Raw genomic sequence first — 25,628 nt, forward strand, 5'->3', positions numbered from 1 at the left:
GTATATTACGCTTTCCTCTTTCAGAGTCAACCCTAATTTTCAGGATTTTTTCTCTTTCTTCCCGGCCGCTGTGTGAAGTGAATCACTTGCGCCGTGTCGATGGAGGCGCATTATAGGGAGCCGGTTCAGAATGACAAGCGATAATATGCATTTTTTATCTGACCGCTCACTATTCATTCGTAACGCCTATTAAACCCGCTTTTTGATGGCTTCAGGCAGGGCCGCCAGGCTATTTAGCACCCAATCGGCCAGCTTTTCGCCCTGCTCCGTCACCGGCTTGCCGGTACGCACCAGCACCTTGGTGCCGACGCCGGCCGCGATCGCCGCCTGCATATCTTCCGGTTTATCTCCCACCATATAAGAAGCGGCCATATCGATGTTCAATTCCTGCTGCGCTTGCAGCAGCATGCCCGGCTGCGGTTTACGGCAGTCACACACCTGACGATACTCTTCTACTACCGCCTCCGGATGGTGCGGGCAGAAATAGATGCCGTCGAAGTCAACGTCGCGATCGGCCAGCGACCAGTCCATCCACTCGGTCAGGTACATGAATTGGTCTTCGCTGAACTTGCCGCGCGCAATGCCGGACTGGTTGGTCACCATTACCAGCGCGAAGCCCATCTTTTTGAGTTCGCGACAGGCGTCAATCACGCCGTCAATAAAGTGGAAGTTGTCGATTTCATGGACATAGCCATGGTCAACGTTAATCGTACCGTCACGATCGAGAAAAATTGCTGGAACGCTTTGTGTCACCGCTTTGCTCCTGAGGGCCTGTATACGCTGACAGTATCGCATGTTTTACCCCACGCTGAGAACGCCGGAGAACGTCGCAGGCCGTTGACTTGGACGTCTAGACGCCTTAACATCTGATCCATACCTTGGTTCCACGCCGAGGTTTACTTTTATCTAGCCACGGGCAACCACGCTAAAATAAGAAGAATATGATTAAACTTTCTAACATCACTAAAGTGTTCCAGCAGGGTTCGCGCACCATTACCGCGCTCTCTGACGTGACCCTTCACGTCCCTGCCGGGCAAATCTATGGCGTCATCGGTTCCTCCGGCGCCGGTAAAAGCACGCTGATTCGCTGCGCCAACATGCTGGAGCGCCCAACGTCCGGCCAGGTGCTGGTCGATGGTCAGGATCTGACCTCGCTGTCGGAAAGTGAACTGACGCGCGCCCGTCGCCAAATCGGCATGATCTTCCAGCACTTCAACCTGCTCTCTTCCCGCACGGTGTTCGGCAACGTGGCGCTGCCGCTGGAGCTGGACAATACGCCGCGCGCCGAGATCAAAAAGCGCGTGACCGAACTGCTGGAGCTGGTCGGCCTGGCGGACAAGCACGACGCCTACCCGGCCAATCTGTCCGGCGGCCAGAAACAGCGCGTGGCGATCGCCCGCGCGCTGGCCAGCAATCCTAAAGTGCTGCTGTGCGATGAAGCCACCAGCGCGTTGGATCCGGCCACCACCCGTTCCATCCTGGAACTGCTGAAAGACATCAACCGCCGGCTGGGCCTGACCATTCTGCTGATCACCCATGAAATGGACGTGGTGAAACGCATCTGCGACCAGGTCGCGGTCATCAGCCAGGGGCAACTGATCGAAAAAGACAGCGTCAGCGAAGTGTTCTCGCACCCGAAAACCCCGCTGGCCCAGCAGTTCATTCAGTCCACATTGCATCTGGATATCCCGGACGACTACGCCGCGCGCCTGTCGCCGGAGCGTCAGGGCGACCGCCAACCGCTGCTGCGCCTGGAGTTCACCGGCCAGTCGGTCGATGCGCCGCTGCTGTCTGAAGCCGCTCGCCGCTTCAACGTGAACAACAACATTATCAGCGCCCAGATGGATTATGCCGGCGGCGTGAAATTCGGCGTGATGCTGGCGGAGCTGCACGGCAGCGACGAAGACGCGCTGGCGACGATTAAGTTCCTGCAGGAAAATCAGGTAAAAGTAGAGGTTCTGGGTTATGTCTGAGGCAATGATGTGGTTGATGGCGCGTGGCGTGTGGGAAACCGTCATGATGACCTTTGTCTCCGGCTTCTTCGGTTTCGTGCTCGGCCTGCCGGTAGGTGTGCTGTTGTATGTCACCCGCCCGGGGCAGATCATCGCCAACAACTCGCTGTATAAAATCCTGTCCGGGCTGGTGAACATCTTCCGTTCTATCCCGTTCATTATCCTGCTGGTTTGGATGATTCCGTTTACCCGCATGATCGTCGGCACCTCTATCGGTCTGCAGGCGGCCATCGTGCCGTTGACCGTGGGCGCCGCGCCGTTCATCGCGCGCATGGTGGAAAACGCCCTGCTGGAGATCCCGTCCGGTCTGGTGGAAGCGGCGCGCGCCATGGGCGCCACGCCGATGCAGATCATCAAGAAAGTGTTGCTGCCGGAAGCCCTGCCGGGCCTGGTCAACGCCGCGACCATCACGCTGATCACCCTGGTGGGCTACTCCGCCATGGGCGGCGCAGTCGGCGCCGGCGGTCTGGGCCAAATCGGTTACCAATACGGTTATATCGGTTATAACGCCACAGTGATGAATACCGTATTAGTATTACTGGTAGTTTTGGTTTATCTGATCCAATTCTGCGGCGATCGCATCGTCAAAGCCGTTACCCATAAATAGTTTCACAGCATGTTAATGCGAGTCTAATGAGGAAGGGATATGTCGTTAAAATTTAAATCCATCGCGGCAATTGGCGCACTGATCGGCTCTCTGGCTCTGGTGGGCTGCGGCCAGGATGAAAAGAATCCGAACCACATCAAGGTCGGCGTGATCGTCGGCGCTGAGCAGCAAGTGGCCGAAGTGGCTCAGAAAGTGGCGAAAGAGAAATACGGTCTGGACGTTGAGCTGGTCACTTTCAACGACTACGTGCTGCCTAACGAAGCGTTGAGCAAAGGCGATATCGACCTGAACGCCTTCCAGCACAAGCCATATCTGGATCAGCAGATCAAAGATCGCGGCTACAAGCTGGTGCCGGTCGGCAACACCTTTGTTTACCCGATCGCCGGTTACTCCAAGAAAATCAAATCGCTGGACGAGCTGAAAGAGGGTTCTCAGATCGCACTGCCTAACGATCCGACCAACCTGGGCCGTTCGCTGCTGCTGCTGCAGAAAGTCGGCCTGATCAAACTGAAAGACGGCGTTGGCCTGCTGCCGACCGTGCTGGACGTGACCGAGAACCCGAAAAACCTGAAGCTGGTTGAGCTGGAAGCGCCTCAGCTGCCGCGTTCTCTGGACGATCAGCAGATCGCGCTGGCGGTGATCAACACCACCTACGCCAGCCAGATCGGTCTGACGCCGGCGAAAGACGGCCTGTTCGTGGAAGATAAAGACTCGCCTTACGTCAACCTGCTGGTTGCGCGCGAAGATAACAAAGATGCGGAAAACGTGAAGAAATTCGTGCAGGCCTATCAGTCTGACGAAGTGGACGCCGCCGCCAACAAAATCTTCAACGGCGGTGCGGTGAAAGGCTGGTAAGCGCTTATTCGCCAATTTTATTCCTATAATTGCAAGACGGGCCAAGGCCCGTCTTGTTATTTCCGCCATAGATTGCTTCAATAGCGCCACTTTCATTAAGGCAGAGGAATCTCAATGCGTGTTTTACCTCTCTGTTTGTTAGCGCTCGCGCTGGCCGGATGTTCATCGCAACGTATCGCGCCGTCCTCAACAAACAGCACCAGCAAGCCGACCACCACCGCCCCGGCCAAGACCACGCCGGCCGCCCGCCCCGCTCCGGTAAAACTGTACAAAAGTGCAGAAGAGCTCGTGGGCAAGCCATTCCGCGATCTGGGTGAAGTGTCCGGCGAATCGTGCCAAACCACCGTACAAGACTCCCCACCGAATCTGGCTACCGCCCGTAAACGCATGCAGATCCGCGCGTCTTACATGAAGGCCAACGCCGTGCTGCTGCACGACTGCCAGATTGTCAGCGGCGTCGCCGGTTGTTACCAGCAGGCCGTCTGCCAGGGCTCAGCGCTTAACGTCTCGTCCAAATGACCGAATTCGTTTTCGAGCAGATCGGCGTGATCCGCTCGCCATATAAAGAAAAATTCGCCGTTCCCCGCCAGCCGGGGCTGGTCGAAGACGGTGGCGGCGAACTGCTGCTGCTGCCACCTTACAACCAGGCGGAGGCGGTACGCGGCCTCAGCGATTTCAGCCATCTGTGGGTGATGTTCATTTTCCATCAAACCCTGGAAGGCGGCTGGCGGCCGACGGTGCGCCCGCCGCGTTTAGGCGGCAATGCCCGCATGGGCGTATTCGCCACCCGCTCCACCTTCCGCCCCAACCCGCTCGGCATGTCCCTGATCGAACTGAAAGGCGTGCGGGTGAAAAACGGCGAAGTGGTGCTGGAGCTGGGCAGCCTCGATCTGGTCGACGGCACCCCGGTGGTAGACATCAAGCCTTATCTGCCGTTCGCCGAGAGCCAACCGCAGGCCCGCGCCGGTTTTGCCCAGGCCGCGCCCGCCGGCGATATGCCGGTGCATTTCGCGCCTCAGGCCGAGCAGCAGCTGCAGCAACATCAGGCGCGTTATCCGCAATTAAGGCGTTTTATCAGCCAGGTGCTGGCGCAAGATCCCCGTCCCGCCTATCGTAAAGGAGAGGACGTCGAACGGGATTACGCCGTCTGGCTGCTGGATTTCAACGTGCGCTGGCGCGTCGTGGACGGTCATACCGAAGTGTTGGCGCTCGACCCGCGTTAAAATTCCGCCGCCTCTCTTTTGGCGACCCGCTCGCGCTGGTAAACTAAACCACTTTTGTCACTTTTGGCCGCCACTCTGGCAGCCCGATGCAATTTGCAGTTCTAACGGAACCAAAACACCATGCGTACTAGCCAATATCTGCTCTCCACATTGAAGGAGACACCTGCCGACGCCGAAGTGATCAGCCACCAGCTGATGCTGCGCGCCGGGATGATCCGCAAGCTGGCCTCCGGTCTTTACACCTGGCTGCCGACCGGCCTGCGCGTTCTGAAAAAGGTTGAAAACATCGTTCGCGAAGAAATGAACAATGCTAACGCGATCGAAGTGTCCATGCCGGTGGTTCAGCCTGCCGATCTGTGGCAGGAAAGCGGCCGTTGGGAGCAATACGGCCCCGAGCTGCTGCGCTTCGTCGACCGCGGCGATCGTCCGTTCGTGCTGGGCCCGACGCATGAAGAAGTGATCACCGATCTGATCCGCAACGAGATCAGCTCGTACAAACAGCTGCCGCTGAACTTCTTCCAGATCCAGACCAAGTTCCGTGATGAAGTGCGCCCGCGTTTCGGCGTAATGCGTTCCCGTGAATTCCTGATGAAGGATGCCTACTCCTTCCATACCTCGCAGGAGTCTCTGCAAGAGACTTACGACGCGATGTACGAAGCGTACAGCAAAATCTTCAGCCGCATGGGTCTGGATTTCCGCCCGGTGCAGGCCGATACCGGCTCGATCGGCGGCAGCGCCTCGCACGAATTCCAGGTGCTGGCAGACAGCGGTGAAGACGATATCGTGTTCTCCACCGGTTCCGACTTCGCCGCCAACATCGAGCTGGCGGAAGCGGTCGCGCCGGCGGCGCCTCGCGCGGCGGCCGGCGAAGAATTGCGTCTGGTGGATACGCCGAACGCCAAAACCATCGTTGAGCTGGTCGATCAGTTCCAGCTGCCGGTGGAAAAAACCGTGAAGACGCTGATGGTGCGCGCCACCGAAGAGAGCGGCCACAAGCTGGTTGCCCTGCTGGTGCGCGGCGATCACGAGCTGAACGAAGTCAAGGCCGAGAAGCTGGCGCAGGTTGCCACGCCGCTGACCTTCGCCACTGAAGAAGAAATTCGCGCCATCGTCGGCGCCGGCCCGGGTTCACTCGGCCCGGTCAACCTGCCGATGCCGGTGGTTGCCGACCGCAGCGTGGCGGCGATGAGCGACTTTGGCGCCGGCGCCAACGTCGACGGCAAACACTACTTCGGCATCAACTGGGAGCGCGATCTGCCGCTGCCACAGGTGGCCGATATCCGTAACGTGGTGGACGGCGACGCTAGCCCGGACGGTCAGGGCACGCTGCTGATCAAACGCGGCATCGAAGTGGGCCATATCTTCCAGCTCGGCACCAAGTACTCGGAAGCGATGAAAGCGACCGTGCAGGGCGAAGACGGCCGCAACCAGGTGCTGACCATGGGTTGCTACGGCATCGGGGTCACGCGCGTCGTGGCCGCCGCCATCGAGCAGAATCACGACGAACGCGGCATCATCTGGCCGGACGCCATCGCGCCGTTCCAGGTCGCTATCCTGCCGATGAACATGCACAAATCGTTCCGCGTGCAGGCGCTGGCCGAAGAGCTGTACAACACCCTGCGCTCCCACGGCATCGACGTGATCCTCGATGACCGCAAAGAGCGCCCGGGCGTGATGTTCGCGGATATGGAGCTGATCGGCGTGCCGCACTCTATCGTTATCGGCGACCGCAATCTCGACAACGAAGAGATCGAGTACAAGAACCGCCGCGTCGGCGAGAAGCAAATGATCAAAACCGGCGAAATCGTTGATTTCCTGCTGGGCCAGATCAAACGCTAAGCGACGAACGTCAGAAAATAAAAAACCCGCTCTCGCGGGTTTTTTTATATCCGAAATCGCTTATTTGCTGCTGCAGTTCTTGCTGCGGTCAAACACGATTTTGCCGTCCGGCACCAGCGCCTTCTCGGTCAGACCTTCCTCCATCGACGGCTGCACGCTGAAGTGCGCGCTGAACGTCAGGAATACCGGCTCGCCGGCGGTCTTATATGCTTTGGCGTAACCTTGCTCCAGCGCGATGTTGTTGTCCACCGGGAAGGTTTTGCCGGTAGCGCAGTCCTTGAAGACCGCCGCGTCCGCCATATAGGTGTAGCTGCCTTTCAGCGTCATCGGCGTTTTAGGCAACGGCTTCTCAACCGGATCCAGACGGTAATTCAGCTTGGACTCGATCGGCACGCCGCTGCGATCCAGCATTTCCAGGCTCTTGCCCACCGGGCGGAAATAGCGTTTTTCGCCGTTGCTGTCGGTCAGCACCAGCTTATCCGCGGTGCGCGCCCATTTGCCGTAGTCGGCAAAGGTCTGATCGCCGTCTTTGGTGCCGCGATAGGTTTCCTGCAGCACGAAGGTGCCGTCCTCATCCAGGAACAGCGCCGTATCCAGACCGCCGCAATCGGCGCAAGGCAACACCCCTTGATAGCTCTGCGGCATCGGCTGCAGCGGTTGTTCCTTCGGTTGATAATGATTGTTGCATCCCAACAACGAGAGTGCGCCTGCCGCGAGGAACAGGGCTACCGTAATTTTTTTCACAGTTATTCTCCTACTGTGTTCATGTATTCCTAAGTGCGAACCTTGCCACGCAGCGCCTTGGTGGCGCCTTTACGCGCCTTGCCTTCCAGGCGACGCAGTTTGGCCCCTTTCGTGGGCTTGGTCGCCTTGCGCGTTTTTTCCACCACCATCGCCTGCCGAATCAGCGCGGCCAGCCTGGCCAACGCCGCTTCGCGATTCAATTCCTGGCTGCGATACTCTTGCGCCTTGATAATCACCACGCCATCAGCGGTAATAAGATGATGATTCAGCGCCAGCAGCCGTTCCTTATAATACTCTGGCAGGCTGGATGCCCGGATGTCAAAGCGCAAATGGATCGCCGTTGAGGTTTTGTTCACGTGCTGGCCGCCCGCGCCCTGCGCGCGGATCGCCGTCAATTCCAGCTCATTATCCGGTATGGCTACGTTTCTTGACAGTTCAAGCACCGGTCACACCTGTGCCTGCTGCCACTCGGCAAACTGGATTTCCAGACTATTCTGAGCATCGGACAGCCAAATAGTTCCCTCTTGCAACGTCGCCTGCAGCGTCATGGTGCGGCTGGCCAATGCCGTCAGGCGCGCCAGCTGTTCGTCGTCGAGGAAACGCACGCTCAGGTTCTTGTGGCCGGCCACCTTGCCCTGCATTCCCTGCCACCATACGTGCGCGGCGCGCTCGCCGTAAGCGTACAGCACCACGCGCGGCGACTGGTTGCAGGCCTTGCGAATGCGCTTCTCGTCGGGCAATCCCATCTCGATCCACATTTCCAGCCCATTGTGGTCGTTGCGCTGCCAGATCTCCGGCTCGTCGTCGGCGCTCAGCCCTTTGGTGAACACCAGCCGTTCGTCCGCATGGCAGATCCAGGCCAGCAAGCGCAGCATCATGCGCTGCTCGTTTTCGGACGGGTGTTGCGCCAGCGTCAGCGTGGCGTCGTGGTAGAAGTGACGATCCATATCAGCAATATTGACCGCGGCTTTATAAATGGTTGCTTTCAGCGCCATGGGTGACCTCGTTATTATCCGGCGACAGTGTACTTGATCAGGGCCAAACCCCGCCAGCGCGGCCAGGCCGCGGCAGTGCGAAAGGCGTGCCAGGGTGCTGATAACTCCATAACAGCTGTGCTATAGTCGTCTAGGATAGGATAAAACTCCGAGAGCCTGCGCCTCATCGCGAGAGCGGTCTTGATGATGCAGAGGTTCTTAAGGGAGGAAACTGTGCAACAATACTGTGAGTTAGTACGCCGTACTTACGCCGAGATTGGCAGTGGAGATCTTGGCTACGTGCCTGATGCGCTGGCTTGTGCGTTAAAGGCATTGGACGATGTCGCAGCGAACGACGCGCTACCGTCCTCCGTTAGGGAACAGGCGGCCTTTGCCGCCGCTAACTTATTGGTGAGCGACTATGTTGATGAATGATGAGTACCAACCCATCAATTGCGATGACTACGACAACCTGGAACTCGCCTGTCAGCATAAACTTATTCTGAAGCTGGAGTTACGCGACGGAGAAGTGATCGAGGCCAAGGCGATCGACCTGCTGCAAAAGAAACGCGTTGAGTATCTGACCATCGAACAGAACGGCCAACAGCGCGACCTGCGCCTTGACCATATCAGCAGTTTCAGTCATCCGGAAATCGGTACCGTGGTCGTCAGTCTGTCGGACTGAGCAGCGGTAACCCCATCCCAACAGGGCAGCCCAACGGCTGCCCTCGTCATTTAAGGCTTCAGGCTGGCGTAAAAGGCCGCCAGATCGGCGATATCGTCATCCGACAGCCCCGACACATAGGCCTTCATCACCTCAGCCTGGCCGCCGTTGCGCTCCCCTTTCTTATACGCCTGCAGCGCGTGCTGCAGGTACATGGCGTTCTGCCCGGCCAGATTCGGGTACATCGGCACCGTCACCTTGCCCTGCGCGCCGTGGCACGCCGCGCAGGCGGCGGCTTTCGCCTGGCCGGCCGCCGCATCCCCCGCCGCCAACGCCGGCAGGCTGAACAGGCCGGCGGCCAACAGCGTGATCCCCACAAACTTCATTATTGCTCCTCGCGATTATGATTTTTTTCCCAGCGCAGCCGCCACGGACGTTCGCCTTCCGGCACCTGCCCCGCCTCACAGACGAATACGCCCAGCGCGGCGATCAGCTGCTCATCATAATAAATCAACGGGATGCGTTCACGCTGCCAGGGCGGGATCCCCAGCTCCTGCCACAATTTTTTTATCGGCCGCGAATGGGCGCGCCCCACGATGCGCACCGCGCCCTGCACGCCGCCGAAACGAATGCTGATCCGCTGCGACGGCTGCGGCGCGCGCAGCGCCAGCTCACCCTCACCCGCGACAAGCCGCCCCAGCCCGTCCGGCAGCGCCAGCGGCTCGTCAGGCAGCCAGGGCAGATGCACATCGCGCAGCGCCGCCAGCGGCGGCAACAGGTGCAACCGGCCGCGGAAACGGCGAATCTGATAGGCACCGAGCTGCAGCTGCGGTTCGGCATCCTCCCGGCTGAGCGCCACCTCCTCCCACAGGCGCTGAAGCTGCTCACGCGCCGGCATGGTGACGTTAAACAACGCGATCCAGCGCCGCAGCAAGGCGAAGCGCCGCACCGGCGAACAGTCCGTCAGGCCGTCGATCGCCAATGAGCGATCCGCCGCCAACAGGCTTTGCAGCGGTTCCGCCAGCAGTTCGTCCAGCAGCTGCTCCTGCTCGGCGCACAGGCCGGCGCTGCGCGCCACCGCCGAGGCGAAGTGCGGCCAGCGCTGGTTGAGCTGCGGCAACACCTGCAAGCGCAGGAAATTGCGATCGAAGCGCGTGTCCTGATTGCTGTCGTCATCTATCCAGGTTAGGGCGTGGCGTTGCGCGTAGTTTTCCAACGTCTGGCGTGAGCAACCCAACAGCGGCCGCAACAGCAGGTGCTCGCCCAACGCGGTGCGCGCCGCCATCGCCGACAGCCCCGCCGGCCCGCTGCCGCGCTTGAGCGCCAGCAGGAAGGTTTCGCTTTGATCGTCGAGGTGTTGGGCGGTAAGCAGCGCTTCGCCCTCCGTTAGCGCGGCGCTGAAGGCGGCATAGCGCGCCGCGCGCGCCGCCGCTTCGATGCCGCCCTGGCGGGCGTCCACCTGCACGTGCGTCACCGTCAGCGGGATCTGCCAGTCGGCGCAGCGGCTGCGGCAATGCTCAACCCAGCGGTCGGCGAAGGCGCTCAGGCCGTGATGCACATGCAGCGCGCGCAGTTGCATTCCCGGACGCCGGCGGCGCAACGCCGCCAGCACATGCAGCAGTACGCTGGAATCCAGGCCGCCGCTGAACGCCACCAGCAGCCGCTGCTGCGCGCCCAACTGGTCTGCCACCCGCGTCGTTAATTGATCAGTATTCATCGGTCGGCTTTGTCACTTCTACATAGCTGCACGTTAACCCCGCCTACCGTCATCAATCAAGCATTAACCGTCCGTGCCTGGCGCCGCGTCAGCAGCCACCAACCGCCCAGCACCGCGATCACCGCCAGCGCGCATCCGGCCGCTCCCCAGCCAATCTGGGCGAAAATGCGGCCATACGCCTGCATCGCCGCCCCCTCGACGTGATCCTCGGCGGTCTGGTTGGCGATGATGCCCGCCAGATAGTTGGCGATCGAGCCGGTCGCCAGCATATAGATGCCGGTCAGCACGCCGGTGGCGCCGGGGATATTCAGCCGGGTGATCTGCGCCATCGCCACCGGATCGATAAACAGTTCGGCGAAGCCCATCACCGCCAGGCCGGCGATCATCAGCCCCATCGATCCCGGCCCGTGCAGCCGCGTATTGAGTGCCATCAGCGTAAAGCCGACGCCGATCAACAGCAGACCGAAGGCGAACTTGCACCAGATGCGCAGCGTGCGATCGCCCGTACCGTCGCCGTTCGCCAGCCATGCCAGCGCCACGCCGCCCAGCATCACCGCGCAGGCGTTAACCGACTGGAACAGCGCGGTCGGCACCGTCCAGCCGAACCAGCGCCGATCGACGAAGTGATCGATAAACAGGCTGATGGAGCTGCCGCCCTGCTGGGCGAAAGCCCAGAACAGCGTGCCCAGCAGCATCAGCACAACAATCTGCCATAGCCCCCGGCGCTGGCCGGCGTCCGCACGCAGCATAATGCGTGCCACCAGCGCCACCGCCGCCACGCACACCAGCCCGAGCAAATAGCCGGCCCAGTCGTGCACAAACAGCAGCGTGAAGAACAGCGGCGATGCCAGCAGCGCCGCCAGCAGCCAACCCCAGTGCGGCAAACCCAGGCTTTTGGCGCGCATCAGCGGTGCATTCACGCCGCGGGTATGGCGGAAGTGGCGCCCGCCGAGCAGGAAGATCGCCAGGCCGGCGAACATGCCGATCCCGGCCAACGCAAAGCCGACGTGCCAGCCATAGCGCTCGGCCGCCAACCCACAGGCGATCGGCGCCAAAATGGAACCGACGTTGCCGGCGGCGTACAGCAGCGAGAAGCCCCCTTCGCGGCGCGAGTCGTGCGCCGGATACAGTTCGCCCAGCAGGCAGCTGATATTGGATTTGAACAGGCCGTAGCCGCAGATGATGATGGCCAGCGCCAGATAGAGCGACTGGGCGGAGACCGCGCTCAGGCCGAGTACGATATGCCCCAGCGTCATCAGCGCCGCGCCGGCGATCACCGCGACGCGATTGCCCAGCAGGCGGTCGGCGAGCCAGCCGCCCAAAATAGGAGTGACGTAAACTAACGAAGCGTAAGCGCTGTAGAGATCGATGGCGTGGCTGTCGGTATAGCCGAGTTGGTGGGTCAGATAGAGAATCAGTAACGCACGCATGCCGTAAAAGCTGAAATATTCCCAAATTTGTATGGCTACGACATAGTAGATTGCGCGCGGCTGTGAGGGTGTTTTCATGGAGGTCTCCCATCAGTCGGTGAACGGCAAAGGGGAAGCGCGAGCGCCTCCCCTGTTATTGGCTGCGGTTATTTCGCCTTCAGCACTTTCACCCGATAACGTCCGTCCGCCTGACGATAGGCGCCGTGAATATCGGTTTCAAAGCCCGGATAATGCGCGCCGATTTCGCACAGCATCTGCAGGAACTCCAGCACCGGCCGGCTCTCCTCGGTCAGCATTTCGCCCGGCATCACCAGCGGCACGCCCGGTGGGTATGGGAGGATCATATTGGCGTTGACCTTGCCGACCATCTCTTCCAGATAAACCTCTTCCACTTCGCCGTGCAGCTCTTTCTGGAACGCCTGGTATGGGTTCATCACCATGGTTGGCAGCACTTCGAACGCGCGGTACATCAGGTCCGGCAGGTTGTGCTGCTCCACCAGGCGGTGAATGTTCTGCGCCAGATCCTGAATGCGCATGTTTTCATAGAAATCAGGCGCTTCGTGATACAGCGAAGGCAGCATGTTTTTCACCCGCAGGTTCAGATCGAACGAGCGTTTGAAGTCGGTCATCGCGCGCAGCAGGCTGAGCGCCTTGGTTTTGTCGATGCCGATGCTGAACAGGAACAGCAGGTTGTACGGCCCGGTTTTCTCGACGATGATGCCGCGTTCGTCGAGGTATTTCGCCACGATGCTGGCCGGGATGCCGAACGGCTGCATCTCGCCTTCCTTGCTCATCCCCGGCGTCAGAATGGTGACCTTGATCGGATCGAGGTACATGTGTTCATTGTCGATGTTCTTGAAACCGTGCCAGGCGCTGTCGGAGCGCAGCGGCCAGCATTCCGGCTCATCGATATGCTCCGGCTGCCAGACGTCGAAGAACCAGCCGTCGGACTCGACTTTCAGGCGTTTGATCTCTTTGCGGAACTTGATCGCGCGTTCGATGGAGCCGTTGATCAGGCGCTTGCCGGCGTTGCCTTTCATCATCGCCGCGGCGGTTTCGGTCGACGCCACGATGCCGTAGTGCGGCGAGGTGGTGGTGTGCATCATGTAGGCTTCGTTGAAGGTTTCTTCGTTGATGTCGCCCTTCACGTGAATCATCGAAGCCTGCGAGAAGGCCGCCAGCAGCTTGTGGGTGGACTGGGTTTCATAGATCACCTTGCCCTCCACGCGGCCGCCGCTCATGCCGCACTTGCCTTTATAGATCGGGTGGAAGTTGGTGTAAGGCACCCAGGCGGAATCGAAGTGGATAGACTTTACGTCCAGGGTGTTCTTGATAAAGTCGGTGTTGTACAGCAGGCCGTCATAGGTGGAGTTGGTGATCACCGCATGCACCGGCCAGGTGGCGTTCGGGGTCTCCTTCACGCGTTTGGCGATGGTGGCGCGCTGGAACTCGCTCTGCGGAATGCCGCCGAGGATGCCGTAGGCGTTGCGGGTCGGGCGGAAGTAGATCGGCGTGATGTCGCTCATCATCATCAGGTGAGTCAGTGACTTGTGGCAGTTACGGTCAATCAGCACCGTGCTGCCCGCCGGCGCCGAATACATGCCGACGATCTTGTTGGCGGTGGAGGTGCCGTTGGTGACCATGTAGCTGCGTTCGGCGTTGAACACGCGGGAAATGTACTCTTCCGCCTCTTTGTGCGGGCCGGAGTGATCCAGCAGCGATCCCAGTTCGGACACCGAAATCGAGATATCCGACTTCATGGTGTTCGGGCCGAAGAAATCGTAGAACAGGCTGCCCACCGGGCTTTTCTGGAATGCGGTGCCGCCCATGTGGCCCGGCGTACAGAAGGTGTATTTGCCTTCGCGCACGTATTTGAACAGCGCCTTGGTCAACGGCGGCAGGATGGTGTCGATATACTCGTCGGTATTCTGTTTGATCTTGGCGGCGATGTCGGTTGCCGCGCCGAGCGCATATTCGAAGAAGCGCACCTGCATGCGCAGATCGTTCAGGCTGACGTCCAGCGTCGAATAGGTGTTGGCGAACGCGTACAGCGGCATGTACTCGTTCAGCTGGCTGATCTCTTCGCACAGCTCCAGGTTGTATTTGTCCCAGTCGAAGATCACCCCGCACAAGCGGGCGTTGTTCTCGATCAGTTTCAGCAGGTCTTCGCGATCGTTAGGGTAAACGATGCGGAAATCCAGACTTTCCAGCGCCTGATGCAGTTCACGGATAGGCTCTTCTTTGAAGTAGACACCCATGTGATTCATGATGGCGATAACGTTCATATGCATTTCTCCTGGCAAAGCAAGCCCCTTCCCGTCGCGGCTGACAGGTCGGAAAGAAAGGGGCTGGGTAAATTCAGTCGGTCAGCGGACGCGAATCAGTGCGCTTTGGCCGTGGTGTTTTCATCGACCGCCGCGGCGTTGGCAGCCTGGCGGGTATTCATTTTCCGGGCGTAGAACATCAGGATAATCAGGCTGATGATAAAGGTGCCGGACAGTTCGAATGAGTTGGCGCCCATCAGCGCGATGAAGCAGAAGCCGCAGCCGCACACCGAAGCGATCAGGCTCAGCAGGTTGCGCACGTTGACCCCTTCGAAGCGGATCAGGTCTACGCAGGAGTAGAAGTAAGGCAGCATGGTCAGCAGCACCGCGATGCCGGTCAGCTCGCCGAACAGGTCGGACGCTTTGCCGCCGGCGGAGCTCATCAGGGTGATCAGCACCATCAGCGCGGTCATTTTGCAGCCGGCCAGCAGCAGGCCTTTCTTCGGAATGCCATTTTTATCCAGCTCGCCGTACACTTTCGGGAAGTTGCCGTCGTTGGCGGCGCGTACCCCGGCCTGGCCGACCAGCATCATCCACGAACCGAGCGACGTCAGGCAGGCGAAGGCAGTGAAGGCGGAAACCATCGGTGCGGCCCAGTTACCCATAATCGCCGAGGCGCTGATGGCGAACGGCGCGCCGCTGGCGGCCATTTCAGACGCCGGGAACATACCGCTGATCACCTGAGTGGCGGCGATGTAGATAATGCCCGCCAGGCCGGTGCCAAGCATGGTCGCCAGCGGCACGGTGCGTTTCGGGTTTTTCACCATGCCGGTGCTGACCGCTGCGGATTCCACACCGATAAACGCCCACAGGCACAGCAGGATACTTTTGATCACCGCATGGCTGTCGGTGGTGCCAGAGGTATTCCAGTTAGCCTGGTAGGTGGCGGCGTCAAACCAGTGCCAGCCGAGGGTGGCAGTCACGATCACCGGGATCAGCACCAGCACCAGGCCCAGGGTGGTCAAACGGCTGACCCAGGTTCCGCCCAGCATGTTGACGAAGGTGAAGATCCACACGATGGCGATACAGGCGATGCCGGCAGGTACCGGGTTATTCAGCGCCGGGAAGAAGGTGGAGAGATAAGAAACGGCGGTAATGCCGATGGCCAGGTTACCGATCCAGTTGGCATGGTAATAAAGCACGCCGGTCTGGAAACCGAAGGCCGGGGAAATTTCACCCGCGTAGGCGATAGGGCCGCCCTGCTGCGGGTTTTTGGTGGCAAGGCGGGCATACACATAGGCCAGCGACATCGCCCCGATAATCGAGATCACCCATCCCCAAATGGCGATAGATCCGAGACTCGCCAGGTTGGCGGGCAATAAGGCAATCCCGCTCCCCATCATATTACCGGCGACGACGCCGGTGCAGGCAATAAGCCCTATTTTCTTGGGTGAAGCCATGGTCAGTTTCTCCTGATTTACGTTTCTTATAAGCCACACCCATAAATAAATGATTTTAATGAGCCGGCTTGATAGTCAGGATGCTAACCATCGGGGGGAATAAAGTCCTAAAGATAAAGTGAGATTACGCTCATGATCATACAAATGATAACCTGAGGTTTTTCATTAACACATCAAGATAAAAAGGTAAGCTAAAGAAAAGATAAACATCATTTAAAAACAGCAAAATAGCGAGGTTAATCACGCATAACAAACGGCAAAAAAAGAGCAATATTGCGCAGAAAAATAATACATTCATGCAACATGGCTTTACCAATAAATAACGCCGCCATGATCCCCGGAGAATAATGGCAGCGTGATAGCGGTTAATTATTGGCGCTGATAGTTATTTAAATAAGGCACCACGTTGGTCAATGACGTCTGGAATACGCCATTGGTGATCCAATGCAAAGTGTCCTCGCCGGGGCGAAGATTGAATGCGGTAATATAAGAATCCGCCGCCAAATGATTCTGCCCCTGCATTTCATACACTTTCCCCAGCAGCACATAATTCAGCCACGACATTTGCAATTCAATCCCCAGATCGATCGCCCGGTGCGCCTCGTCAATGCGCCCCTGCGTCAATGCATCTACCGCCAGAACTTGCTGCATGATTGGCGTGTTTTTCAGTTCGGGGATGGTCGCCAAATGACTGATATCGGCGCGCAGTTGCGCCAAGGCCTGGCTGTCGAACGGTTGATAAGAATTGCGCAGCAGGTCCACCAGCGCTTTTTCCGCCAGCAGGTAGTGGAAGTCCGGCGCGCTTTTAATCAACTCGCTCAGCTGGGCGCTGGCGCGGGTCAACGAATCGGCGTCGCCGTGGATCAGCAACTGATGCGCCTGGTAGAAGCGCTGCAGCAGCGGCCCGTTGTCGGGCAGCAGCTGCGCCAGACGCTGCTCCAGCTGTGGCGGCCAGGGCTGCTTCAGCGCTGCGGACAGGCTGGAGAGGAAGTCGGTCTGGATCTTCAGCTGGTTATCGGCGGTAATGAAGTAACGCTTGTCCAGCATGACTGAGCTGTCGGCGTTATCCACCAGCCGCACGGACAGGAAACACTGCTGGGCGCGGTAGTGGCGCTGATTGACGAACTCGATATACAGCGACTTGCCCGAGTTACTGGGGCCGGAATAGTTGTAGTTGGTCTGGTCGTGCACCAGGAAGGTCGAGTAGGTGTTCAGCGAATCGGTGATCAGCTCGCTGACGCCCACCACATAAGAGAGCTGCGGCATCCAGTTGCTGCAGCTCTCGCCGCCCTGGATGCGAATATCAATATCGCGCGGGTTGAGCAGCACCGGCATGGTCGATACCGGCACGCGCTGCGACAGCGTGGCGATGCCGACAAACGCCACGCAGACGCTGAGCGCCGCCAGAAACGCCAGCCACACCCAGAAGGTCGAGCGGCGATAAAAGCGCGGCTTCTTTTCGCCGGGCGCGGCAACCGGCGCGCTTGCCCGGCGCGGCGGCACATACGGCGTCTCGTCTTCCTCGCTGCCGTCTTCCGGTTCATGCATGATCACCGCAATCTGCGGCGCCGGTGCGGGAGCGGGTTGCGTCTCCCCCTCTTCACACCAGATCACCGACGTCGCCAGCTTATACCCGCGCTTGGGCACGGTGATAATGTATTCCGGGCTGTCGCTGTCGCCGTCTTTCAGGTATTTGCGCAGCTCCGAAATACATTGGGTCACCACGTGGTTGGTGACGATATTGCGCTTCCAGACGTTGTCGATCAGCTCGTCGCGGCTCAGCACCACGTCCGGATGGCGGGCGAAATAGCACAGCATGTCGATCAGGCGCGGTTCCAGCGTTTTTTGGCGTCCGTCGCGGCTGATGGTGTTGTCGGCAGGGGTAACCAGCCACTCCCCGACGCGAAAAGCAGGCTCTTGCATGGCGGAAATAACTCTGTAGGCATGTAGGGCAAGGGCGCGATCATAGCATAACCGCCCCCGGCTGTGGCCGCCGGGAGGCGATTAAGCCGTTAACTCTCGTATAATTCTAACGGTAAACCATCGGGATCGCTGAAAAAGGTAAAGCGGGATTGGGTGTAAGGATCGACGCGTACCGGTTCGCAGGCGACGCCGGCCGCCTGCAGATGGGCGATGGCCTGGTCAATGTCGTCAACGCTGAACGCCAAATGGCGCAGGCCGCAGGCCTCCGGGCGGCTGACGCGAGCCGGCGGCGAAGGGAAAGAAAACAGCTCGATGGCGTATTGCCCGTTGAGCGCCAGATCCGCTTTCCAGGAGTCGCGCTTCTCGCGGTAGACCTCGCTCAGCAGGGTGAATCCGAGAATGTCGCAGTAAAAATGCTTACTGGCGGCGTAATCCGCGCCAATGATCGCGATATGGTGTACCTGACGTAACGCCAGCATGGCGGCCTCTCCTGTTCGGTCTGATGAGGCAAGGTATCCGGCGGCGGTGATGCCGTCAACGGTCAATCTTATCTGCTGTTCTCCCCCATTTGCGCTCTCATACAATTCCGCCGTAACATTCAAATTATTTTTGATAATTACAAAACGAAATTATATTAGTATTGAATTTATTTGCCGCCTATTCACGCCATGACGGCAACAAAACTCACCTGAATAAAGGAACAGGTATGAAAATGCGTCCCGGCGTCATCGGTTCGTTAATGTGTATTTCCACTTCGGTTTGGGCAACGACGGCGCCAGTTTGCGTAAAAACAGACCGGCTCCAAATCGAGGGGTTGTTCGAGCGGTGGAATACCGCTTTACAGAGTGGAGAAGCGCGAAAAGTCGCGAATACTTATCTGGACGATGCGGTGTTGCTCCCCACGCTTTCCAACAAGATGCGGCTGACGAATGCCGAACGGGTGGATTACTTCAGACATTTTCTGGCGAAAAGACCGGTGGGCAACATTAAAAGCCGCACCATACGCCTTGGCTGCAACACCGCGATAGATACCGGCATCTATGCCTTTACGTTCGCAGACAAATCGACGGTATCGGCGCGTTATACCTTTACCTATGCCTGGGACGGTGACGAGTGGAAAATCTCCACTCATCACTCCTCCGTCATGCCGGAAAGCTGACCGCCGGAAACCGCGCTACGCCCGATATCAGGAAGGCTTCAACACCTTCACCAGATAGCGCCCGTCCTCCGTCAGTCTGGCGCCGTGGATGTCGGTTTCAAAACCGGGGTAACGTTCGCCGATCGAGCACAACATCAGCAGAAAATCGAGTACCGCCCGGCTCTCTTCGGTGATCATTTCCCCCGGCATCACCAGCGGCACGCCCGGCGGATACGGCAGGATCATATTGGCCGCCACCTTGCCCACCAGCTGATCCAGCTCACAGGTTTCCACGTTGCCCCGCACCTGCTCCTGGAACATCTGGTGCGGCGTCAGCTTCATTTCCGGCAGCACGTCGAACGCCCGCTGCATCAGGCGCGGCAGATCGTGCTGGCAGATCAGGCGATGAATGCCGGCGGCCAGATCCTGAATGCGCATGTTGCGATAGAAATCCGGATCCTCGGCGTACAGATCCGGCAGCATGTTCTTCACCCGCAGATTGAGATCGTAGGCGCGCTTGAAGTCGGTCAGGCCGCGCAGCAGGCTCATCGCCTTGGTTTTGTCGATGCCGATGCTGAACAGGAACAGCAGGTTGTACGGCCCGGTCTTCTCCACCACGATGCCGCGCTCGTCGAGGTACTTCGCCACCAGCGCCGCCGGGATCCCCTCCTCCTCCAGCGCACCCAGCTCGTTCATGCCCGGCGTCAGGATCGTCACCTTGATCGGATCGAGGTACATGTGATCGCGATCGGTCTGGCCGAAACCGTGCCAGTTGTCGTCCGGATCCAGTGGCCAGCATTGCGCTTCATCGATCTCTTCCGGCTGCCAAATGTCGAAGAACCAACTGTCGCTCTCCTCGCGCAGCCGCTGCACTTCACGGCGAAAATGCAGCGCGCGCTCCACCGAGCGGTTGATCAAGCGGCGCCCCGGGTTGCCGCGCAGCATGGCGGCCGCGGTCTCCATCGACGCCACGATGCCGTAGTGCGGCGAGGTGGTGGTGTGCATCATGTAGGCTTCGTTGAAGGTGCTCTCGTCGTAGTCGCCCTTGATATGAATCATCGAGGCCTGCGAGAAGGCCGCCAGCAGCTTGTGCGTAGACTGGGTTTCGTAGAAAACCTTACCGGGCACCCGCTCGCCGCTCATGCCGCTCTTGCCGTCGTAAATCGGATGGAAGTTGGTGTAAGGCACCCAGGCGGAGTCAAAGTGGATCGATGGCACCTCCAGCGTCTGCTTGATGTAGTCGGTGTTGTACAGCAGGCCGTCATAGGTGGAATTGGTGATCACCGCATGCACCGGCCAGGTGGCGTTCTCGGTCTCCTGCACCCGGGCGGCGATGCTTTCGCGGGTGAACTCGCGCTGCGGAATGCCGCCGAGGATGCCGTAGGCGTTGCGCAGCGGGCGCAGATAGATCGGCACGATATCGCTCATCATCAGCAGGTGGCACAGCGATTTGTGGCAGTTGCGGTCGATCAGCACGGTGCTGCCGGCCGGCGCCGAATACATGCCGACGATCTTGTTGGCGGTGGAGGTGCCGTTGGTGACCAGATAGCTCTGCTCGGCGTTGAAGGTGCGCGCGATATACTCTTCGGCCTCCAGGTGCGGCCCGGTGTGATCCAGCAGCGAACCGAGCTCGGTAACCGAAATCGAGATGTCGGCCTTCAGGGTATTGGCGCCGAAAAAGTCATAGAACAGGCAGCCCACCGGGCTTTTTTGAAACGCGGTGCCGGCCATGTGGCCCGGCGTGCAGAAGGTGTACTTCCCTTCGCGCACATAGTTGAATAGCGCCTTGGTCAGCGGCGGCGTAATGGTATCGATGTATTCCGCGGTGTACTGCTGGATGCGCTGCGCGATATCGTCCGCCGCATTCAGGCCATACTCGAAGAAATAGAGCACCATGCGCATTTCATGCAGGCTGACGTCGAAGGTGGAATGGGTATTGATAAAGGCATACAGCGGCAGGTATTCGTTCAGCTCGTTGATCTCGCTGCACAGTTCCAGGCTGTAGTCGTCCCAGTCGAAGATCACCCCGCAAATGCGGGCATTGGCTTCGATCAGCTTCAGCAGGTCACCGCTGTTTTTGGGGTACACCAGCTGGAATCCCATGGCGGCCAGCGCCGCGTGGAGCTCGCGGATCGGCTCATCTTTGTAGTAGACGCCCGTCGGGCCCATGATGGCGATGATATTCATCGGCAGCTCCTGTCAGTTAACGGCCAAGTCTCTATAACACCACGAAAATCCGGTGGTGTGTAGCCAAAAAAAAACCGCCCGGAGGCGGTTTCTTGCAGCGAAGCACAGAACTCAGCAGTAGCCGTAATTCATCAGACGCTGATAGCGGCGGTTGAGCAACTCTTCGTCGTTCAGGCCGTCCAGATCTTTCAGATCGGCCAGCAGCTGCGCTTTCAGCGCGGCGGCCATTGCCGGCACGTCGCGGTGCGCGGAACCCAGCGGCTCCGGGATCACCGAGTCGATCAGCTTCAGCTCTTTCAGGCGCGGCGCGGTGATGCCCATCGCTTCTGCGGCCAGCGGCGCCTTATCGGCGCTCTTCCACAGGATGGAGGCACAGCCTTCCGGCGAAATCACCGAGTAGGTGCTGTACTGCAGCATGTTCACCTTATCGCCCACGCCGATCGCCAGCGCGCCGCCGGAGCCGCCTTCGCCGATGACGGTGCAGATGACCGGCACGTTCAGGCGCGACATCTCACGCAGGTTGCGCGCGATGGCTTCGGACTGGCCGCGCTCTTCCGCGCCCACGCCCGGATAAGCGCCCGGGGTATCGATAAAGGTGATGATCGGCATCTTGAAGCGCGCGGCCATTTCCATCAGGCGCAGCGCCTTGCGGTAGCCTTCCGGCGCCGGCATGCCGAAGTTGCGGCGGATCTTCTCTTTGGTTTCACGGCCTTTCTGGTGCCCGATGATCATCACCGGGCGGCCATCCAGGCGCGCAATACCGCCGACGATCGCTTTGTCGTCGGCGTAAGCGCGATCGCCCGCCAACTCTTCGAAGTCGGTAAAGATGTGTTTGATATAATCCAGGGTATAAGGACGGCGCGGGTGGCGTGCCAATTGGGCAATCTGCCAGGCCCCAAGATCGGCAAAAATCTTGCGCGTCAGCTCAACGCTCTTTTCACGCAGGCGCTGAACCTCTTCGTCCAGATTAATATCTAATTTTTCGTCTTGACGGCTGACTGCAGTCAGCGAGTCAATTTTCGCTTCCAGCTCTGCAATCGGCTGTTCAAAATCAAGAAAATTCAGACTCATAGCATTCCTATTTTAGTCAAATTCCAAGTCCACCTGCTCATTGCCTACCAACGTCCGCAAGTCGATCAACAAGCGGTCGGTGGGCGTCACGCGCCAGGTTGCGCCAAAACGCAGCTTGGCTCGCGCATCTTCCCGTTGATAGTAGAGATGCACTGGAATCGTCCCCGAGCGATGGGGTTCCAACGACTGACGGAGACGGTTCAAAAGCTGGTCATCAATTTGCCTGTCAGTCAGCGAGATAGCAAGCCCGCGAGCGTATTTTTCCCGGGCTTCACTGATGTCCATTACCTCGCGGGCCATCATTTTAAGCCCGCCGCTAAAGTCATCAAAGCTGACCTGTCCACTGGCGATAAGGATACGGTCTTTTTCCAACAAATGCTGGTATTTTTCTAACGCTTCGGTGAATAACATCACTTCCAGGCGGCCCGAACGGTCATCCAATGTACAGATGCCGATGCGGTTGCCGCGCTTGGTCACCATCACCCGCGCGGCGACCACCAGCCCGACGGCGGTGGTCATTTTGCCCCGATCCGTCGGGTGCATGTCTTTCAAACGCTGGCCACCGGCGTAACGTTCGATCTCCTTCAGGTACTGGGTGATCGGGTGGCCGGTCAGGTACAGCCCCAGCGTCTCCCGTTCACCGTCCAGCACCACCTGCTCCGGCCAGGGCGCGATATTGGCGTAGGATTGCTCCACCTGCTCCGGCGCTTCCGCCAGCACGCCAAACATATCCACCTGGCCGATCGCTTCGGCTTTCGCATGCTGATCCGCCGCTTTCAACGCGTCGCCGAGCGAATTCATCAGCGCGGCGCGGTGCGGCCCGAGGCGATCGAACGCGCCGGACATGATCAGTTTTTCCAGAATGCGGCGGTTCAGTTTCTTGATGTCTGAGCGCGCGCAGAGATCGAACAGGTCTTTGAAGTAACCCTGCTCGCCGCTGTTGCGCGCCTCGATGATGGCTTCGATCGGCCCTTCCCCCACGCCCTTGATGGCGCCGATGCCGTAAACGATCTCGCCGTCGTCGTTGACGTGGAAGTGATACAGGCCGCTGTTGATGTCCGGCGGCAGGATCTTCAGCCCCATGCGCCAGCATTCGTCCACCAGCCCCACCACCTTATCGGTGTTGTCCATATCGGCGGTCATCACCGCCGCCATAAACTCGGCCGGGTAGTGCGCTTTCAGCCACAGCGTCTGATACGACACCAGCGCATAGGCGGCGGAGTGCGATTTGTTGAAGCCGTATCCGGCGAATTTCTCCACCAGGTCGAAGATTTTCACCGACAGTTCGCCGTCGATGCCGCGCGCTTTGGCGCCATCTTCAAAGCCGCCGCGCTGCTTGGCCATCTCGACCGGGTTCTTTTTACCCATCGCACGGCGCAGCATGTCCGCGCCGCCCAGCGTATAGCCCGCCAGCACCTGGGCAATCTGCATCACCTGTTCCTGATACAGGATGATGCCATAGGTGGGTTCCAGCACCGGCTTGAGCGACTCGTGCTGCCACTGGATGTCCGGGTAGGAGATCTCTTCGCGGCCGTGCTTGCGGTCGATGAAGTTATCCACCATCCCCGACTGCAGCGGCCCCGGACGGAACAGCGCCACCAGTGCGATCATGTCTTCGAAGCAGTCGGGCTTCAGACGTTTGATCAGGTCTTTCATGCCGCGCGATTCAAGCTGGAACACCGCCGTGGTTTCCGAGCGCTGCAGCATGTCGAAGCTTTTCTTGTCGTCGAGCGGAATGGCGGCGATGTCGATCGGCTCCAGCCCGGTCTTGGCGCGCCGGGCGTTGATCATCTCCAGCGCCCAGTCGATGATGGTCAGGGTGCGCAGACCGAGGAAGTCGAACTTCACCAGCCCGGCGTATTCCACGTCGTTCTTATCGAACTGGGTCACCGGGTGCTGCCCTTCGGCGTCGCAGTACAGCGGCGCGAAGTCGGTGATTTTGGTCGGCGCTATCACCACGCCCCCGGCGTGTTTACCGGCGTTACGCGTCACCCCTTCCAGCTTGCGCGCCATGTCGATCAGCGCCTTGACCTCTTCGTCTGCCTCGTAAATTTCCGGCAGCTGCGGTTCGGCAGCGAAGGCTTTTTCCAGCGTCATGCCCGGATCCGGCGGCACCAGCTTGGAGATGCGATCGACGAAGCCGTACGGGTGCCCCAGCACGCGGCCCACGTCGCGGATAACCGCTTTCGCCGCCATGGTGCCGAAGGTGATGATCTGCGATACCGCTTCGCGGCCGTACATCTCCGCCACGTGCTCAATTACCTGGTCGCGCTTCTCCATGCAGAAGTCGACGTCGAAGTCGGGCATTGAGACACGTTCCGGGTTCAGGAAACGTTCGAACAGCAGGTCGAACTCCAGCGGATCGAGGTCGGTGATTTTCAACGCATAGGCCACCAGTGAACCGGCGCCAGAACCGCGCCCCGGGCCCACCGGCACGTTGTTGTCCTTCGACCACTGGATAAACTCCATCACGATCAGGAAGTAGCCGGGGAACCCCATCTGGTTGATCACCTTCAGCTCGACGTCCAGACGCTCGTCGTATTCCGGGCGGCGCTGCGCGCGCACTTCAGGATCGGGGAACAGGAACTCGAGACGCTCTTCCAGCCCCTCTTTCGATTTGAGTACCAGGAAGTCCTCGGTGCTCATGTCGCCGGTCGGGAACTGCGGCAGGAAGTATTCGCCGAGGCGAATGGTGACGTTGCAGCGCTTGGCGATTTCGACGCTGTTCAGCAGCGCTTCCGGAATGTCGGCGAACAGCTCGCACATCTCGTCTTCGCTGCGCATGTATTGCTGCGGGCTGTAGTTGCGCGGCCGCTTGGGATCGTCCAGCGTAAAGCCGTCGTGGATGGCGACGCGAATTTCATGGGCGTCGAAGTCATCTTCCACCAGGAAGCGCACGTCGTTGGTGGCCACCACCGGCAAACTGCGCTCGGTGGCCAGCGCCACCGCCGCATGCAGGTAGTTCTCTTCGTCCGGGCGGCCGGTGCGAATCAGTTCCAGGTAGTAACAGTCCGGGAAGTGCTGCTGGTAGAAGTCCAGACACTGATCCACCTGCGCCTGGTTGCCGCGCAGCAGAAACTTGCCGACGTCGCCCTGACGCGCGCCGGAGAGCAGAATCAGCCCTTCGCGATGTTCAATCAGCCAGTCGCGATCGATGATCGGGCCGGCGGCGCCGTAGCCGCGCTGATAGGCGCGGGAAATCAGCAGCGTCAGGTTCTGGTAGCCTTCGTTGTTGCTGGCCAGCACCGTCAGCTGAGCCAGCTCGTCGCCCAGCTCTTCGCTTTGCACATGGAAATCCGCGCCGATGATCGGTTTGATCCCGGCGCCGTGCGCGCTGCCGTAGAACTTCACCAATCCGCACAGGTTGGTGAAATCGGTGATTGCCAGAGCAGGCATGGCTAACGCGGCGGCTCTTTTCACCAGCGGCGCCGTCTTGGCCAATCCATCAATCATGGAATAGTCACTGTGGACGCGCAGGTGAATAAAACGAGGTTCGGCCATCTCCAGATACCTGATTGAA

The 25,628-nt window shown here is 59.3% G+C and carries 23 protein-coding genes; 9 read left to right on the plus strand and 14 right to left on the minus strand.

Going from position 1 to position 25,628, the window contains the following annotated elements; genetic code table 11:
- Positions 1-189: 189 nt before the first annotated feature.
- Complete coding sequence (gmhB, locus tag ACJ8HH_RS21585; protein ID WP_033649824.1) at positions 190-753, minus strand: D-glycero-beta-D-manno-heptose 1,7-bisphosphate 7-phosphatase; 564 nt, start codon at positions 751-753, stop codon at positions 190-192.
- A gap of 188 nt (positions 754-941) precedes the next feature.
- On the opposite strand from gmhB, the gene metN reads away from it, so the two are divergent.
- From metN to proS, 6 genes are all read left to right on the plus strand, one after another.
- Positions 942-1,973, plus strand: coding sequence for a methionine ABC transporter ATP-binding protein MetN (metN, locus tag ACJ8HH_RS21590; protein WP_004932012.1), 1,032 nt, complete (start codon positions 942-944; stop codon positions 1,971-1,973).
- Positions 1,966-2,619 (plus strand): methionine ABC transporter permease MetI, encoded by a 654-nt coding sequence (locus ACJ8HH_RS21595; protein WP_004932010.1) that lies wholly within the window; start codon positions 1,966-1,968, stop codon positions 2,617-2,619. The genes metN and ACJ8HH_RS21595 overlap by 8 nt, the downstream gene beginning before the upstream one ends.
- 39 nt (positions 2,620-2,658) lie before the next feature.
- Positions 2,659-3,474, plus strand: coding sequence for a MetQ/NlpA family lipoprotein (locus tag ACJ8HH_RS21600; protein WP_049213629.1), 816 nt, complete (start codon positions 2,659-2,661; stop codon positions 3,472-3,474).
- Between the two features lie 114 nt (positions 3,475-3,588).
- On the plus strand, positions 3,589-3,993 hold the full coding sequence (gene rcsF / locus ACJ8HH_RS21605) for an Rcs stress response system protein RcsF (protein WP_025304011.1): 405 nt from the start codon (positions 3,589-3,591) through the stop codon (positions 3,991-3,993).
- A complete protein-coding gene (tsaA, locus tag ACJ8HH_RS21610) occupies positions 3,990-4,697 on the plus strand; it encodes a tRNA (N6-threonylcarbamoyladenosine(37)-N6)-methyltransferase TrmO (RefSeq protein ID WP_033655308.1) in 708 nt (235 codons plus the stop codon). The genes rcsF and tsaA overlap by 4 nt, the downstream gene beginning before the upstream one ends.
- 120 nt (positions 4,698-4,817) lie before the next feature.
- Positions 4,818-6,536 (plus strand): proline--tRNA ligase, encoded by a 1,719-nt coding sequence (proS, locus tag ACJ8HH_RS21615; RefSeq protein ID WP_033655309.1) that lies wholly within the window; start codon positions 4,818-4,820, stop codon positions 6,534-6,536.
- A 60-nt stretch (positions 6,537-6,596) separates the two neighbouring features.
- Here the strand turns inward: proS and nlpE are convergent, their stop codons facing one another.
- From nlpE to ACJ8HH_RS21630, 3 genes are read right to left on the minus strand one after another with little or no spacing between them, the layout of a single operon-like run.
- Positions 6,597-7,280 (minus strand): envelope stress response activation lipoprotein NlpE, encoded by a 684-nt coding sequence (nlpE, locus tag ACJ8HH_RS21620; protein WP_033635719.1) that lies wholly within the window; start codon positions 7,278-7,280, stop codon positions 6,597-6,599.
- 29 nt (positions 7,281-7,309) lie between these two features.
- Positions 7,310-7,723 carry an alternative ribosome rescue aminoacyl-tRNA hydrolase ArfB gene (gene arfB, locus ACJ8HH_RS21625; protein ID WP_028127523.1) on the minus strand — a complete coding sequence of 138 codons (414 nt, stop codon included), beginning with the start codon at positions 7,721-7,723 and terminating at the stop codon, positions 7,310-7,312.
- 3 nt (positions 7,724-7,726) lie between these two features.
- Complete coding sequence (locus ACJ8HH_RS21630) at positions 7,727-8,275, minus strand: YaeQ family protein (RefSeq protein WP_033649819.1); 549 nt, start codon at positions 8,273-8,275, stop codon at positions 7,727-7,729.
- Positions 8,276-8,488: 213 nt separating this feature from the next.
- Between ACJ8HH_RS21630 and ACJ8HH_RS21635 the strand changes: the two genes are divergently transcribed.
- Positions 8,489-8,689: a YaeP family protein gene (locus ACJ8HH_RS21635; RefSeq protein WP_004931993.1), complete on the plus strand. Its 201-nt coding sequence runs from the start codon at positions 8,489-8,491 to the stop codon at positions 8,687-8,689.
- Positions 8,676-8,939 (plus strand): Rho-binding antiterminator, encoded by a 264-nt coding sequence (rof, locus tag ACJ8HH_RS21640; protein WP_004931991.1) that lies wholly within the window; start codon positions 8,676-8,678, stop codon positions 8,937-8,939. Before ACJ8HH_RS21635 ends, rof begins: the two co-directional genes overlap by 14 nt.
- Positions 8,940-8,989: 50 nt before the next feature.
- On the opposite strand, the gene ACJ8HH_RS21645 is transcribed toward rof, so the two are convergent.
- The 7 genes from ACJ8HH_RS21645 to ACJ8HH_RS21675 form a co-directional block, all read right to left on the minus strand.
- On the minus strand, positions 8,990-9,304 hold the full coding sequence (locus tag ACJ8HH_RS21645; RefSeq protein ID WP_033635721.1) for a c-type cytochrome: 315 nt from the start codon (positions 9,302-9,304) through the stop codon (positions 8,990-8,992).
- Positions 9,304-10,635: a tRNA lysidine(34) synthetase TilS gene (tilS, locus tag ACJ8HH_RS21650; RefSeq protein WP_060452042.1), complete on the minus strand. Its 1,332-nt coding sequence runs from the start codon at positions 10,633-10,635 to the stop codon at positions 9,304-9,306. The genes ACJ8HH_RS21645 and tilS overlap by 1 nt, the downstream gene beginning before the upstream one ends.
- 56 nt (positions 10,636-10,691) lie before the next feature.
- Positions 10,692-12,143, minus strand: a complete 1,452-nt coding sequence (gene dtpD, locus ACJ8HH_RS21655) for a dipeptide permease DtpD (protein ID WP_049213637.1) — start codon at positions 12,141-12,143, stop codon at positions 10,692-10,694.
- Between the two features lie 68 nt (positions 12,144-12,211).
- Entirely contained in the window at positions 12,212-14,350 is a 2,139-nt protein-coding gene (gene cadA, locus ACJ8HH_RS21660) for a lysine decarboxylase CadA (RefSeq protein WP_043139919.1), read from the minus strand.
- Positions 14,351-14,445: 95 nt separating this feature from the next.
- The gene (cadB, locus tag ACJ8HH_RS21665; protein ID WP_033635727.1) at positions 14,446-15,789 is read right to left on the minus strand and encodes a cadaverine/lysine antiporter; all 1,344 of its coding nucleotides are present in this window, start codon (positions 15,787-15,789) and stop codon (positions 14,446-14,448) included.
- 369 nt (positions 15,790-16,158) lie between these two features.
- Positions 16,159-17,712, minus strand: coding sequence for a lysine decarboxylation/transport transcriptional activator CadC (gene cadC / locus ACJ8HH_RS21670; RefSeq protein WP_033649813.1), 1,554 nt, complete (start codon positions 17,710-17,712; stop codon positions 16,159-16,161).
- Positions 17,713-17,801: 89 nt separating this feature from the next.
- Complete coding sequence (locus ACJ8HH_RS21675) at positions 17,802-18,191, minus strand: VOC family protein (RefSeq protein ID WP_033649812.1); 390 nt, start codon at positions 18,189-18,191, stop codon at positions 17,802-17,804.
- Between the two features lie 227 nt (positions 18,192-18,418).
- Between ACJ8HH_RS21675 and ACJ8HH_RS21680 the strand changes: the two genes are divergently transcribed.
- Positions 18,419-18,871 (plus strand): SgcJ/EcaC family oxidoreductase, encoded by a 453-nt coding sequence (locus ACJ8HH_RS21680; RefSeq protein ID WP_197309289.1) that lies wholly within the window; start codon positions 18,419-18,421, stop codon positions 18,869-18,871.
- A 27-nt stretch (positions 18,872-18,898) separates the two neighbouring features.
- Here ACJ8HH_RS21680 and ACJ8HH_RS21685 read toward each other — a convergent pair whose 3' ends face one another.
- From ACJ8HH_RS21685 to dnaE, 3 genes are all read right to left on the minus strand, one after another.
- Positions 18,899-21,037: a lysine decarboxylase LdcC gene (locus tag ACJ8HH_RS21685; RefSeq protein WP_039567427.1), complete on the minus strand. Its 2,139-nt coding sequence runs from the start codon at positions 21,035-21,037 to the stop codon at positions 18,899-18,901.
- A 111-nt stretch (positions 21,038-21,148) separates the two neighbouring features.
- Positions 21,149-22,108, minus strand: a complete 960-nt coding sequence (gene accA / locus ACJ8HH_RS21690) for an acetyl-CoA carboxylase carboxyl transferase subunit alpha (protein ID WP_004931972.1) — start codon at positions 22,106-22,108, stop codon at positions 21,149-21,151.
- Between the two features lie 12 nt (positions 22,109-22,120).
- Positions 22,121-25,609 carry a DNA polymerase III subunit alpha gene (gene dnaE, locus ACJ8HH_RS21695; RefSeq protein WP_039567421.1) on the minus strand — a complete coding sequence of 1,163 codons (3,489 nt, stop codon included), beginning with the start codon at positions 25,607-25,609 and terminating at the stop codon, positions 22,121-22,123.
- Between the last annotated feature and the right edge of the window lie 19 nt (positions 25,610-25,628).

Source organism: Serratia sp. CY32780 (genome assembly GCF_052169135.1).
Lineage (GTDB): Bacteria > Pseudomonadota > Gammaproteobacteria > Enterobacterales > Enterobacteriaceae > Serratia > Serratia sarumanii.